This window comes from Micromonospora alfalfae (assembly GCF_022230925.1).
In the GTDB taxonomy this organism is placed as follows: Bacteria; Actinomycetota; Actinomycetes; order Mycobacteriales; family Micromonosporaceae; genus Micromonospora; species Micromonospora alfalfae.
In genome coordinates this window covers 192,018-205,393 of sequence record NZ_JAKKFH010000011.1, presented here as the reverse complement: position 1 = coordinate 205,393, position 13,376 = coordinate 192,018, and the positions used below count along the sequence as shown (strand labels likewise).

Annotated in this window: 10 protein-coding genes; 6 read left to right on the top strand and 4 right to left on the bottom strand. The window is 70.0% G+C overall.

Going from position 1 to position 13,376, the window contains the following annotated elements:
* Positions 1-55: 55 nt before the first annotated feature.
* Positions 56-1,138 (bottom strand): LacI family DNA-binding transcriptional regulator, encoded by a 1,083-nt coding sequence (locus tag MED01_RS11680; protein WP_238668532.1) that lies wholly within the window; start codon positions 1,136-1,138, stop codon positions 56-58.
* Between the two features lie 185 nt (positions 1,139-1,323).
* On the opposite strand from MED01_RS11680, the gene MED01_RS11675 reads away from it, so the two are divergent.
* Genes MED01_RS11675 through MED01_RS11655 form a run of 4 tightly spaced genes read left to right on the top strand, consistent with a single transcriptional unit; the run spans position 1,324 to position 5,439 of the window.
* Positions 1,324-2,544 carry an ABC transporter substrate-binding protein gene (locus tag MED01_RS11675; protein ID WP_112584430.1) on the top strand — a complete coding sequence of 407 codons (1,221 nt, stop codon included), beginning with the start codon at positions 1,324-1,326 and terminating at the stop codon, positions 2,542-2,544.
* Positions 2,541-3,653 carry an ABC transporter ATP-binding protein gene (locus MED01_RS35690; protein WP_274525567.1) on the top strand — a complete coding sequence of 371 codons (1,113 nt, stop codon included), beginning with the start codon at positions 2,541-2,543 and terminating at the stop codon, positions 3,651-3,653. Before MED01_RS11675 ends, MED01_RS35690 begins: the two co-directional genes overlap by 4 nt.
* Positions 3,650-4,549, top strand: a complete 900-nt coding sequence (locus MED01_RS11660) for an ABC transporter permease (RefSeq protein ID WP_238668531.1) — start codon at positions 3,650-3,652, stop codon at positions 4,547-4,549. The genes MED01_RS35690 and MED01_RS11660 overlap by 4 nt, the downstream gene beginning before the upstream one ends.
* Positions 4,549-5,439, top strand: a complete 891-nt coding sequence (locus MED01_RS11655; protein ID WP_238668530.1) for an ABC transporter permease — start codon at positions 4,549-4,551, stop codon at positions 5,437-5,439. Before MED01_RS11660 ends, MED01_RS11655 begins: the two co-directional genes overlap by 1 nt.
* A 26-nt stretch (positions 5,440-5,465) precedes the next feature.
* Here the strand turns inward: MED01_RS11655 and MED01_RS11650 are convergent, their stop codons facing one another.
* Positions 5,466-7,049 carry a gluconokinase gene (locus MED01_RS11650; RefSeq protein ID WP_238668529.1) on the bottom strand — a complete coding sequence of 528 codons (1,584 nt, stop codon included), beginning with the start codon at positions 7,047-7,049 and terminating at the stop codon, positions 5,466-5,468.
* A gap of 163 nt (positions 7,050-7,212) precedes the next feature.
* Complete coding sequence (locus MED01_RS11645; protein ID WP_274525566.1) at positions 7,213-8,355, bottom strand: LacI family DNA-binding transcriptional regulator; 1,143 nt, start codon at positions 8,353-8,355, stop codon at positions 7,213-7,215.
* A gap of 552 nt (positions 8,356-8,907) precedes the next feature.
* Here MED01_RS11645 and MED01_RS11640 point away from each other — a divergent pair.
* Together MED01_RS11640 and MED01_RS11635 are read left to right on the top strand one after the other, a co-directional pair.
* On the top strand, positions 8,908-11,616 hold the full coding sequence (locus tag MED01_RS11640) for an RICIN domain-containing protein (RefSeq protein ID WP_238668527.1): 2,709 nt from the start codon (positions 8,908-8,910) through the stop codon (positions 11,614-11,616).
* A gap of 257 nt (positions 11,617-11,873) precedes the next feature.
* Positions 11,874-12,641, top strand: coding sequence for a class I SAM-dependent methyltransferase (locus MED01_RS11635; RefSeq protein ID WP_238668526.1), 768 nt, complete (start codon positions 11,874-11,876; stop codon positions 12,639-12,641).
* A 13-nt stretch (positions 12,642-12,654) separates the two neighbouring features.
* On the opposite strand, the gene MED01_RS11630 is transcribed toward MED01_RS11635, so the two are convergent.
* Positions 12,655-13,368 carry a hypothetical protein gene (locus MED01_RS11630; RefSeq protein ID WP_238668525.1) on the bottom strand — a complete coding sequence of 238 codons (714 nt, stop codon included), beginning with the start codon at positions 13,366-13,368 and terminating at the stop codon, positions 12,655-12,657.
* Positions 13,369-13,376: the final 8 nt, after the last annotated feature.

Genomic DNA, 13,376 nt, shown 5'->3' with positions numbered 1-13,376 from the left:
CGTGGCTCCGGGTCGGCAACGAGTTGTCGTTTCTTGTCGCGGGGCCGTCCGGCCCTCACGGCCTGTGGGCCGCCGGGCCGGGAACGGGCCGCTGCCGTACCCACGCAGGTCGGGCCCGACCGGGGTCCGGGTTGCGCGCTGCCGTCGAGTCGCGGACCACGAGGCGTACCGGCAGGACCATGGGTCGGCCGGTGTGCCCGGGCGACCCGTCGATCATCGTGAGGAGGTGCCGGGTCGCGGCCGAGCCCTCCGCGTAGAGCGGAGCCGCGACGGTGGTGAGCCCGGGTGTGACGATGTCGGCGGCGAGGATGTTGTCGAAACCGACGACGCTGACGTCGCCCGGAACGTTGACGCCCATCCGGCTGAGACCGCGGATGATCCCGATCGCCATCTGGTCGTTGAACGCGAGGACCGCCGTCGCGGGACGCGCGGACAGCTCCTGCGCGGCCCGCTCACCGCCCGCCATGGTCGGACTGAACGGCCCGATCTGGCGAACCTTGATCTCCAGCTCCATGCCCGCTTCGAGCAGCGACCGCCAGCGGATGCCATTGGGCCAGGACGCCTGCGGCCCCGCGACGTAGGTGATGTGGTCGTGCCCCAGCTCACCGAGGTGCTCGGCGGCCCGCCGCACCCCACGGGGGTCGTCAGTGACGACGCAGGGCACGTCGGCCAGAGCGCGGTTGAGGACCACCACCGGTCGCTGCTTGGCGACCATCCGGATGGCGGAGTCGGACATCCGGCTGCTGGCCAGCACGATGCCGTCGACCGTCGACATGGTGCGCTCGACGGCCGCTCGTTCCAGCCGGTCGGACTCCTGGGCGTCGATCAGCACGGTCGTGTACTCGCCGTCGGTCGCCGCGTCCTGCGCGCCGCGCACGATCTCGGCGTACACCGGGTTGGTGATGTCGGCGATGACCAGCGCGATCATCTGCGTACGCGACGTGGTGAGGGCGCGAGCGAGGGGGTTGGTCCGGTAGCCCAACCGCTCGGCGACCTGCCGGATCCGTTCGGCGGTCTCGGAGTTGACGCGACTGGGTCGGGAGAAGGCGCGGGACACCGTGGACGGTGAGACGTCCGCCTCGAGGGCGACGTCGTAGATCGTGACTCGCTGTCCCGGCGGCCTGATGTGGTCGGGCATCTGCATGCTCCTCCCGGCTACGCGCCGTGATCATGGTATGGCGGCGGTGAATACTCGGCAATGCCCCCGCAACAATCCAGCAGCCCGGTCACATTCGCGCGAGGCAATACATGGCAACCCGTTGCCGCCGCGGCGCGCCGACTGCCTGAATCAGCACTGATGACACCTGGCGGAGGGAACGGCTCATGGGTATCTCGCGGCGCGGCGCTCTCCTGGTCACGGCATCGTCGCTCCTGGTGGGCACGGTCGGGTGTGGGGCACCCGAGGCACCCGGCGACAACACTGGCGACAGCACCGGTGAGGTGCCACAGCGGCCCGGTAAGGCCGTCACGCTCAACGTCCTCGACGTGGCGGGCAACCTCCAGCTGACCCAGGGGATGATCGACGAGTTCGTCTCGAAGAACCCCGACGTGATCTCCCGGGTGACCTATTCGAAGGCCCCGGCACCCGAGCTGGCCGGGAAGATCAAGGCCCAGCAGGGGGCGGACCGGGTGGACATCGGTCTCGTGCTGACCGGCGTCGACGGCCTGGCCGCCGGGATCGAGCAGGGGCTCTGGATCGACGTGTTGCCGACCTTCCAGGACCGTCTCGGCGGCATGAGCAACTACCTGGAGCCGGCCGCCGCGATGCAGAAGCTCGCCGGCAACGCGGGCGTCACAGTCACCTACTACCCGTCAGGTCCGCTGCTCGAATATCTGCCGTCCCGCCTGGCGACGCCACCCACCAGCGCGGACGCGCTGCTCGCCTGGGCCAGAGCCAACCCCAGGAAGTTCCAGTACGCCCGACCGGCCAACTCCGGCCCGGGGCGGACATTCCTGATGGGTCTGCCCTACATCCTCGGCGACTCGAACCCCAAGGACCCCACGGCGGGCTGGGACAAGACATGGGCCTTCCTCAAGGAGTTGGGCCAGTACGTCGACTACTACCCGTCCGGCACCACCGAGACGATGAAGAACCTCGCCAACGGCACCGCTCACCTGATCGTCAGCACGACCGGTTGGGACATCAACCCGCGGGTGCTCGGTACGGTGCCGAAGGAGGCCAGGATCACCCCTATCGACGGCTTCCACTGGGTCACCGACGCGCACTACGCCGTCCTGCCCAAGGGCGTGTCGACCGACACCCAGGCCGCCGTGCTGGCCCTGCTGGCGTTCATGCTCACCCCCGAACAGCAGGCGAAGGCGTACGACGAGGGCTACTTCTACCCGGGCCCGGCGATCAAGGAGGTCCAGCTCTCGTCGGCGCCGCAGAAGAGCCAGGACGCGATCCGGGAGTTCGGTCGCCCCGAGTACGACGCGCTGATCGCCGGGAACCCGACCGAGGTCCCGCTGGACGCGAAGAGCCTGGTGGCGGCGTTCAGCCGCTGGGACCGCGAGATCGGCGGCGGCAAGGTCAAGCAGGGATGAGCGCCTTCACCCAGCTGCGGCTGGACGGGGTGTCCCGCCGGTTCGGTGGCCAGGCCGCGCTCAGCGAGCTGGACCTGACGATCGAGGCGGGGGAGTTCATCGCCCTGCTCGGCCCCTCCGGCTGCGGCAAGTCGACGGCGTTGAACTGCCTGGCCGGGCTACTGCCGTTGACGGAGGGGAGCATCTGGCAGGACGAGCGCCGCATCGACACGCTCCCGCCGGAGCGGCGCGGCTTCGGCATGGTGTTCCAGAGCTACGCCCTCTTTCCGCATATGACGGTCCGGGCGAACATCGCCTTCGGGCTGCGGATGCGGCGGCTGCCCAAGGAGGAGACGCGCCGGCGTACGGCGGAGGCGGTGCGGTTGGTGCGACTTGAGGACCACGTCGACAAGCTGCCCGGTCAGCTCTCGGGTGGCCAGCAGCAACGCGTCGCGATCGCCCGCGCCGTCGTGTTCGAGCCGTCGCTGGTGTTGATGGACGAGCCGTTGAGCAACCTCGACGCCAAACTGCGCCTGGAGATGCGGACCGAGATCCGCCGGCTGCACCAGTCGTTGGGGCTCACCACCGTCTACGTGACCCACGACCAGGAGGAGGCGCTCTCCCTGGCCGACCGGCTGGTGGTGCTGCGGGAGGGGCGGGTGCAGCAGATCGGATCGCCGCGTGAGCTGCACACCCGACCGGCGAACTGGCACGTCGCCGACTTCATGGGCTACCGCAACCTGTGGCGGGGGCGGGTGGAGCAGTCCGAGGGCGCCCGGGCCACCGTCGAGGCGTCCGGCCTTCGCCTGCTCGGCGAGGTGGTGGGGGGCCTCCAGACCGGGGCGGACGTGATGGTCGCGGTACGCCCCGAGGACATCCGTGTCGACGGGCCCGGCGAGACCCGCAACGCCATGTCGGCGACGGTCGAGGTGGTGGAGTACCAGGGCCGCGAGTTGGCGGCCGAGGCCCGCACCGACACCGGCCTGCTGCTGCACCTGCGGACCGAGCAGCGGATCGCGCCCGGCGACCAGGTCAAGCTCGCCGTCGACCCGCAGCGTCTGCTCGTCTATCAGGCCGACGCGCAGACGCAGCCCAAGCGCCTCGCGGACGCTCCGGGGGCGACTCGGTGAGCGGCGCCGGGCCCGGGAGGCCGCTGGCGCACTGGCAGCACCGTCTCGCCGAGCGGGGCGTCGATCGTCAGCTCTGGTTGCTGGTCCCGGCCCTGGTCTTCGTCATCGCCCTGTTCCTCTACCCGTTCTTCTACGGGCTGACGCTCTCGTTCCAGCCGACCACCGGCGGGCCGTTCAGCGACTACGCCCGGTTCTTCTCCGACTCCTACGAGCGGGGCACGATCTGGATCACGCTGCGGATCGCGTTGCCCGCCGCGCTCCTGAACGTCCTCGCCGCGGTGCCGATCGCCTACCGGATGCGTGGCCGGTTCCGGGGCAAGCGGCTGGTCACCACGCTGCTGGTCGTCCCGATCACGCTCGGCACTGTCCTCACCGCACAGGGGTTGCTGAACTTCCTCGGCCCGACCGGCTGGTTCAACCGGATCCTGTTGGCCAGCAACCTCGTCGACGAGCCGGTGCGGCTGACCCACAACTACTGGGGCGTGTTCTTCTCGCTGGTGATCACCGGCTTTCCGTTCGCGTTCCTGCTGGTGCTGTCGTACCTGTCCGGCATCGACCCGACCCTGGAACGGGCGGCCGCGACGCTGGGCGCGGACTGGCGTCGACGGTTCACCCGGATCACCCTGCCGCTGCTGATGCCCGGCCTCGCCACCACCTTCTGCCTGACGTTCGTCCTGGCGTTCAGCGTGTTCCCGTCGGCCGTTCTGGTCGGCAACCCGGCCGGGGAGACCCGGGTCATCTCCCTCGCCGCCTACCAGGCGGCCTACGAGCAGTACGACTACCCGTACGCCTCGGCGATCGCCATGATCATGGGCTTCGTCGAGCTGGTCATCATCGCTGTGGTGCTGGCCGCTCGTAGCCGCTTCTACACCGGCTCCACCGGAGGCAAGGGCTGATGGCAACGACCACCCAGGCCCCACCAGCGCGGCCCCCCGCCACCAGCACCGACCGACGGCGGCGCATCGCCGCGCGACCGGCCGCCTGGATCGTGTGGGGCGTCGTCATCTTCTTCTTCCTCAACCTGCTGGGCGTCGTGGCGTCCGTGCTGGTGAGCTCGTTCGGCCAGCGCTGGTTCGACACCTGGCTCCCGGACGGCTACACCACCAGTTGGTACGCCCGAGCCTGGGACGAGTTCGCGCTCCTGTCGGTCATCGTCGTGACGCTGGAGGTCTCCGTACTCGTCGTGGGCCTCTCGCTGCTGATCGGCGTGCCGGCGGCCTACGCCCTCGCGCGGCGCTCGTTCCCGGGCAAACGGCTGATCTTCCTGGTGTTCCTGCTGCCCATCCTGATGCCCCCGATCACGTACGGCATCCCGCTGGCGACAGTCCTCTACAAGTTCGGTCTGGCCGGGCACATGTCCGGGGTGGTGCTCGCCAACCTCGTGCCGTCGGTGCCCTTCGTCATCCTGACCATGACCCCGTTCATCGAGCAGATCGACCCGAGGATCGAGAGCGCCGCGCGCATGTGCGGCGCGGGCCTGCGGACGGTGTTCCTCCGGGTCCTCACGCCGTTGCTCGTGCCGGGCATCCTCGCCTCCGCGATCCTCGTCCTCGTCCGGACCGTCGGCATGTTCGAGCTGACCTTCCTGACCGCGGGCCCCGACTCGCAGACCCTCGTCGTGGCGCTCTACTACTCGATGTCCGCCTCCGGGATCAGGGCGCAGCAGTCGGTCGACGCCATGGCGGTCATCTACACGTCGATGATGCTGGTCCTCCTCGTCGTCGCGCTGCGCTACGTCAACCCGACCCAGCTCGTGGCGCGGGTCAAGGACGAACCGGAGCACTGAGGCCGGCGCCGCCTCGACCGTCCCGGTCACCCGCGCATGACGCCGCGGGGCATCGCGCCGGCCCGCCTGTCTATGCGCGGGCCGGCTGCCACCTCGTCGAGGATCTCGCCCAGCCGGCCCGCGACAGTGATGAGTGCGGGCAGCTTCGTCCGCAGACCGCGGTACGCCGCGGCGAGGGCAGGGTCGACCGTGATCGGCTTGGTGCGGGCACTCTCGGGATCGAGCTGGGCGACGGCCCCGGGGAGATCGGGGGCCAGGCCGATCGCGAAGAGCCCGAGCGCGGCCGCGCCGAGGGCGACGTCATCGGCCGCACCTGACGCCTGCACTGGGCAATCCAGGACCGCGGCCATCACCGCACGCCACAGCGGAGATCGGAACGCGCCGCCGGCCAGGCGAACGCTGCTGACCGGTGTCAGCTCGGCCAGGCGGTCACGGATGCCGCCGAGCTGGAGGCAGACGCCCTCCACGGCGGCCCGTACCAGGTGACCGCGAGAGTGTTCGCTGCGCAACCCCAGGTACGCGCCCGGAGGGCCGGATTCCCCCTCCGAGTCCCGGTCGGCCAGCAGATAGGGCAGCATCACCAGTCCGTCGCTTCCCGGGGCGATCCGTTCGGCGAGAGCCAGGAGCTCGGTGGCGGCGAGCTGGTCATCGGACGCCGGGCGAAGGTCGGGTTCGAGCGCTCTACCGGCCCACCGCACGACGTTGCCGCCGTTGTCGACCGTCTCGCCGATCACCCAGGCGTCCTCGGTCAGCGCCGCGCAGGAGAAGGTCTCCGCCGGGTCGACGAGCGGAGCCGCGACGACCGTCCGCAGGGCCCCGGTGGCCGCGAGCGTCAGACCAGCGACGGTGCTGTCGATCGCCGCCATGCCCAGGCTGCTCGACGGACCGTCACCCGCGCCCACGACGACAGGTGTGCCGGACGGCAGGCCGACCGCCTGCCCGGCCGCCGAGGAGAGCCGCAGCACGCCCGTCGTGGGAAGGACCGGAGGCAGTTGCCTGCCGGACACCCCGACGAGGTCGAGTATGCCCGCGCTCCATACCCGACGATGGACGTCGAACATGCCGGTGCCGGACGCCGACGACAGCTCGGTCACCAACGTCCCGGTCAGCCGATGGACCAGGTAGTCCTTCAGACCGATCCACCACCGCGTCGCGGTGCAGAGGTACGGCTCGTGGCGGGCGAACCACATGAGTTTGCAGAGCGGGCTTCCCGGGTGCACGGGCGTGCCGGTAACGCGGTGCAGCTCCCGGCTCTGGCCGGAGACCCGCAGGTCGCGGGCCACTTCCGCGGACCGAGTGTCACGCCCGGTCAGCAGCGGCGTCACCGGGCTGAGTGTCGCGTCCAGCCCGATCACGCCGTACCTGGGGGAGCTGACCGCGAGGGCGACGACCTCGGCCCCGGCGGTGTCGGCGACACACGCGGACACCGCGGCCAGGGTGGCCGCTACCAGCACGTCGGGGTTCTGTACCTGCCAGCCGGGCAGCGGTTGGAGCAGCGGGTACGCCTGCGTGCGGACGTGTCGGGCGGAGCCGTCCAGCGCGAACGCGCCCGCCCGCACGGCGGTGGTGCCCACGTCGACCCCGAGGATGAAACGACGCTCCGGCCCCATGAGCACATGGTCGAGCGGTGTTTGGCGGGTGGGCAAGCGGTTGCGCGCAGTTGTCGTGTCGGAGTGAGAGGTGCGCGTCGCGCGGGTGCTGCCGCCGCTCGTCAGCGACGGCTGGTGCGGGTCTCGGGTGACGTGCCGCCGTAGGTGGACATATCGACGCTGATCAGGGCTGGGTGGATGGGACTTCGCTGTCGGCGGGCTGACCATGCGGGCCGCCGTGGGCATGAGGGCTCCCTCGGCGGCCACGTCCCGGGATCGGCCGGGGCGGTGGTGGCGCCGTCGAGGCGCGGACGACGAGCTCGACCGGTTGGTCGGCCGCCGGTGGAAGCTCGACGTCCGGCTTCTCGATGACCTGTACCAGCCGCGCGAGGCCCTGCCGCGCGACCTCGTCGATCGGCTGCCGCACGGTGGTGAGCGGGGGAGTGACGTAGGCGGCGAGCGGGATGTCGTCGAACCCGACGACGCTGATGTCCTCGGGCACGCGGCGCCCGGCCTCGAGCTGCGCGCGGATGAGACCGATCGCCATGTCGTCGTTCGCGGCGAACACCGCGGTCACGGTGCCATCGCCGACCAGTTCCCGGCCCGCCGCGTAGCCGGACGTGGCCGACCAGTCGCCCTCGACGACCGGCGGCTCGTCCGCGCCGTGGGCTCGCAGCGCCTCGCGCCAGCCGGCGAGACGGTCCCGTGCCGTATACCACCGCTGCGGGCCGGCCAGGTGATGGACGGTCGCGTGCCCCAGCTCCAGCAGGTGCTCGGTCGCGGCCCGCGCGAGCCGGCCCGCGCCGACCCTGGCGGTCACCACCTGCGGCGCGGCGAAGGCGGGCGGCGCGCCGAGGACCAGGACCGGCACGTCGACGCTGATGAGGCCGACGCCCTCGTCGATCGGCTCGGAGATGACGACGCCGTCCACGCCCTGGTCCAGCAGCGACGCCAGGGCGCCCGCGATGCCGCCCGGGTCGCCCTCGATCGTGGCGGCCACCCGCAGCGTGTAGCCCACGTCCCGGACCGCCCGCTCGATGCCCATGAGCCACGACGCCGGCCCGTACAAGGCGCTGCCGAGCGTCACCACGCCGATCGACCGGGTCCGCCCGGAGGCCAGCGCCCGGGCCGCCTGGTTGCGCCGGTAGCCGAGCTCCTCGGCGGCGTCCAGGACCCGCCGGCGCACGTCGGCCGAGACATACGGCTCGTCGTTGAGGACCCTGGACACCGTTTTCTGAGAGACGCCGGCCAGCCGCGCGACGTCCACGCTGCGCGGCGTCGGAGGGCTTCCACCCGGCCTCGCCAGTCGCGTCACGGCATCTCCCATCGCCGGCCATAGTCCTGTATGATTGCGCAGTCATGTCTACGCAGTCAGACACTCGCCATCAAGAGCCCGTGACCCGCCCGTGACGCTGGCGAAGCACGTTCCTAACTAGAACCCTAACGCCCTCTTCGAACCGAACAAGTCGGGCCGGGCTGCCCGCCGACTTCACCGAGGGCCACAGTGCTTTCCGCGCCTTTAGCGTGTCAGGCGGCCGGACGCCGCAGAGGCGAATCGGTTCGCTATTCGATCGGCGCCGCGTCGCTGGGCCGGCTAGACGGAATGCCTGAGCGCGATGCCTTGGCACTCCGGAGGAGTCGTATTTGTTGACGGCCAATCGAAGCTTGCGAGGCGTCAGGAGCAGGAAGTAACCGTCTTGAAACCTTGACTTCACGCTCGATACACCCTTTGATACATGTCAATGCATCTGGGCCGCAACCACCCTTTCCGGGTGGTCGGCGACGCCGGCAAATTTGTCGAATCGATTCGAGTATCGGCCTTGAGGCTGTGCCCTGAACCGGTGTTGCGGAGCTGGCGGATGAGTCACAGGAGGTAACCGTGCATCATACGAACGTCCACTGGGGTGGCCGATTGTCGGCGTTGGCCAGAGGGCTGGCCGCGACCGTGGCGCTCAGCCTGCCTCTGACGCTGGGTGGCCTGACCCTGGCGCCCCCCGGGTCGACCCTGGCCGCGCCGGTCGCGACGCAGAGTGTCGCGGCCGCCGGTGTTGACGGTGTGGCGGCCGGTAACGCCGCGGTCGCCTCGGTCGATCTGAGCGGGACGTGGGCCTTCACGCCCGCGGGCCGGTCGGCGACGACGATCGCGGTGCCCGGTGGCGGCTGGTACAAGCAGGGCTTCACCACCGTGAACGAGGCGGTGTACTCGCGCAGCATCACCGTGCCGGACTCGGGGCAGCCGCAGTCGACCTGGATCGAGTTCGGCGCCGTCAACCACCAGGCGACACTGTCGGTCGACGGCCGCGTGGTCGCCACCCAGACGACGGCGTTCACCCCGTCGAACTTCGACATCAGCGCATACGCGGCGCCCGGCACCACCCACACGATCACCGTGAACGTGAAGGGCCGCGGCGCGTTGAAGGCATCCAACGGCCGGTACCTGGTGCCCGACGCCGCCACGTGGTCCGAGGCTGTACCGCAGGGGATCTTCGGTTCCGCGTTCCTGCGGGTGTACCCGGCGGTGTACGTCAGCGACACATTCGTGCGTACGTCGGTGGCGAACAAGACGCTGACCTATGACGTGACAGTGCGGAACACGTCGGGCAGTTCCCGGTCGGTGACGTTGACCGGGTCGCTGTCGTCCAACAACGGAACGGCTTTCAGCTACCCGGCACTGCCCAGCCGTACGGTCACCGTGGCGGCCCGCTCGACCGTGACCGTGACCGTCGGGCCGGTCGCGTGGAACCTCGACAGCACCTCGTACTGGTGGCCCAACGTGCCGTACCGGTCGGGGTACCGGGCGCAGCTGCACGGGCTGGCGGTGCATGCCGTCACCGACGACGGCCGGACGAGCGACGCCGAGTACCGGTTCGGGTTCCGGGAGGCCACCCAGAACGGTGACTACTACTACCTCAACGGTGTGCGCGTGAACTTCCGCGGCGACAACCTCCAGGGTGCCGACTATGACCGGATCAACAACGGCGGCAAGGGCGACGCGTACCACACGCTGCCCGGCTTCCTGCCCCCGTCGTCCGGCAACGGCGGCTGGCCGCAGGCGGTGGACAACTACCAGCGGCTGAACTACAACGTGGTGCGCATCCACCAGGAGCCCGGCAGCCCGTACATGTTGGATGTCGCCGACGAGATGGGCCTGATGATCATCGACGAGGTCGCGATCCGCGGCTCCCAGTCCTCGCAGGAGTGGCAGAACTCCGTCGGGCGCGAAAACATGATCAATCACGCCCGTGCGCTGGTCCTGCGCGACCGCAACCACCCCGCGATCATCCGCTGGAGTCAGAACAACGAGCCGAACCAGAGCGGCCAGGATTCCGAACAGTTCGAGAAGGACCTCTACGCGGCGATGAACGGCGCCGACGGCACCCGGCCGATCATTGTCGAGGTGGGCGTCGGCAACAATGTCAGCCTGTATCCCGGGATGACGTACGCCAACTTCGCGGTGATCCCGCACTACGTCGACGGCTTCGGCAGGTACGGGGAGGGCCTGGTCACCGTGAACGGGCGGCCCGACGGCGAGGGCGAGTTCATCTGGCCGGCATGCAACAACAAGCAGGGCTTCGAGTGGTTCGCCACCGCGACTGCTGCCAAGCGCGGCAAGGGCGCCACCGACCTGCGTCCGTACACGCTGCTGTCCGCCTGGGCCAGCGTCGTGCCCGGCGTGCGGTCCACCGACTTCACCCCGGAGGAGGGCGGTCACCCGATCTACGGAGTGGACAACCTGCCCGACCCCTGGAGCAACCCGCAGATCCAGCGCGTGCAGGCGGCGTTCAACCCGGTGGCCGCGGTCGACCTCCCCTACTGGTCCGCCTCCGGCAATTCGGACTCGAACGGCAACTTCCCGCTGGCGCAGGCGGTACCCACCTACGCCCGCAACGCCACGGTGACCCGCAATATCACCGTGTTCAACGACGACCTCACCAACACCTCGGTGGGCTTCACCTGGACCGCCCGGCTCGACAGTCCCACCGGCGCGGTCGTCGCGTCCGGCAGTACCAACCTGACCGTCCCACTCGGCTCACGGGTCACCCAACCGGTGTCCTTCACCGCCCCCGCCACCGGCAGCCGCGTGTACCTGCAGCTGTCGACCGCCAAGTCCGGCAGCACCGTCTTCACCGACTCGGTCGAGTACTTCAACCTCGGTGGAAGCGGCGGAACCGGACCCGCACCCGGCACCTACCGCATCGTCAACCGCAACAGCGGCAAACCCCTCGCCATCGCCGGCAACTCCACCGCCGACGGCGCCAAAGCGGTCCAGCAGAGCGGCACCCCCACCTGGACGATCAGCACCGCCCAGGACGCCTACACCCTGCGCTACACCGCCTCCGGAAAGATGCTCGACGTCAACGGCGGCAGCACCACGACGGGCCTACAACTGCAGCAGTGGTCGGCCAATGGCGGCACCAACCAGTCGTGGTACCTGCGGCCCACCGGCGACGGCTACTACACCATCGTCAGCCGTAGCAGCGGACTCGCAGCCGACGTCTACGCCGCATCGACCAGCGACGGGGCGCAGGTCGTGCAGTGGACCGCCAACAACGGAACCAACCAACAGTGGCAGTTCGTACCCGCCTGACCATTGGCAGAGGTGAGTGTCAAGTTCGGCCGCCGGTAACGGGCTGCCGATTGTCGCGCCGACTCGGGGGCACGGTTTGTGCGCCCGAGTCGGCCGCGATCCAATCACGGTGGGACACGAGCTACCGATCCGGACAGACGCGGGCCCGGTCCGCTCGCTACCCGTTCGTTCGGCGGCTATCGCCTGGGTCACGCGCAGCCGATCGGTTTGGCGCAGAAGATCGGGCATGCGACACGACTGGTGACAGGATTGTCGGCATGTCTGCTCGCGCACTGAGCTTCGGGATGGTGGCGCAACAGTACGAACGGTACCGACCGGGGTACCCCGCCGAGCTTGTCGACGTGGTGCTGACGTACGCGGGTCGGCCCGTTCGGACGGCGCTGGAGATCGGCGCCGGAACCGGCAAGGCGACCCGGCTGTTCGCCGGAGCGGGCGTCACTGTCACCGCGACCGAGCCGGACGGGGCCATGCTCGCCGAGCTGCGCAAGCACGTGCCAGCAGGTGTCCAGACCGTGCGGGCCGCGTTCGAGGACCTGCGGCCGGGCGAGACGTACCACCTGGTCTACGCGGCGGCGGCACTGCACTGGACCGCACCGGAGGGCCGGTGGTCACGGGTGGCCGCGCTGCTGGAACCAGGCGGTGTGTTCGCCTCGTTCGGCGGACCTACCCAGCTGGCCGACCCGGCGGTGGCGGACGCTGTCCGCGCCGCCCGGGCACCGTTCCTGGAGAGCGACGAGATCGCCTCTCCCGACGGCACGCCCCCGGGGCAGGCCATGCAGTGGCCCGGCACGGAACTCCAACGCTGCGTCTGGTTCACCGATGTGCGGCAGACCGTCGTCGAGCGTCGGCTGACGATGAGTGCGCGCGACTACGTCGGCCACCTGTCGACGATCTCGGCGTATCTCACGCTGCCGACCTCGCAGCAGGAGCAGGTCTTCAGCCAGATCGAGCGGATCCTGCCCGAGCGGGTCGAGCTTTCCGCAGACATCGTCGTGCATCTCGCCCGTCGGCGCTCCGATCGGTAGCGCCCGAGGGCGCTCAGACCAGGAACTCCTCCCGCATCCGCGCGCCCAGGTTGATCCCGCCGACCGCCCGAGGGCCGGACGGGTCGTGCACGGCGACAGTGTTGTTGCGGCGCATCAGCTCCCGGACCGCGGGCGGCAGTCGCGGCGGATCGTCCATTGCCGCGAGGACCTGCCCGGCACTGACGATCAGTCGATCAGCAAGAGTGGCGGCGTCGGTGTCCACCCGCACCCGACCGTACTCCCAGCCGGAGGTGGTCAGGTCGAGCACCTCGAACACGCGGGTCACCACCGGGTTCGGGTCGGTCACCCGGTCGAGCCGGGGCGCCCGGTTGCCGAGCACCGTGACGGCGGCGGCCACCTGCGCGTACGGGTGGAAGCCACACGGCAACGCGAACAGCGGCCAGCGCAGGGCCGGGCCCGCCTCCTTCCACAGCGGCCGGTAGTTACGGCGGTGCACCAGCAGCCGTCGGCCCGTCCGTCGGTGGATCTCCTGGGCCTGGGCCTGAAGGTCGACGTGGGCCTCGTCGGCGACCTGACTCACGATCCGGGTCGCCACCACCAGGCCGTCGTCACTGTCGAGCGAACCGGTGAGCGCGTCGACCTGTTCGTTGAACCGGATCCGCGCGTGGGGGCCGTACCGGGACTGGACGTCGTGCAGCAGCGCCTGCTGGCGTCCCGGGTCGAGCTGGACTCGCCTACCGCCCAGCAATCGACGGAGCCAACGCATGTCGCCTC

Bases quoted from the DNA above. Each gene is read 5' to 3' on its own strand.
- MED01_RS35690 (WP_274525567.1), top strand. From the start codon at position 2,541: ATGAGCGCCTTCACCCAGCTGCGGCTGGACGGGGTGTCCCGCCGGTTC.
- MED01_RS11675 (WP_112584430.1), top strand. From the start codon at position 1,324: ATGGGTATCTCGCGGCGCGGCGCTCTCCTGGTCACGGCATCGTCGCTC.
- MED01_RS11635 (WP_238668526.1), top strand. From the start codon at position 11,874: ATGTCTGCTCGCGCACTGAGCTTCGGGATGGTGGCGCAACAGTACGAA.
- MED01_RS11650 (WP_238668529.1), bottom strand. From the start codon at position 7,049: ATGGGGCCGGAGCGTCGTTTCATCCTCGGGGTCGACGTGGGCACCACC.
- MED01_RS11655 (WP_238668530.1), top strand. From the start codon at position 4,549: ATGGCAACGACCACCCAGGCCCCACCAGCGCGGCCCCCCGCCACCAGC.
- MED01_RS11630 (WP_238668525.1), bottom strand. From the start codon at position 13,368: ATGCGTTGGCTCCGTCGATTGCTGGGCGGTAGGCGAGTCCAGCTCGAC.
- MED01_RS11645 (WP_274525566.1), bottom strand. From the start codon at position 8,355: ATGGGAGATGCCGTGACGCGACTGGCGAGGCCGGGTGGAAGCCCTCCG.
- MED01_RS11680 (WP_238668532.1), bottom strand. From the start codon at position 1,138: ATGCCCGACCACATCAGGCCGCCGGGACAGCGAGTCACGATCTACGAC.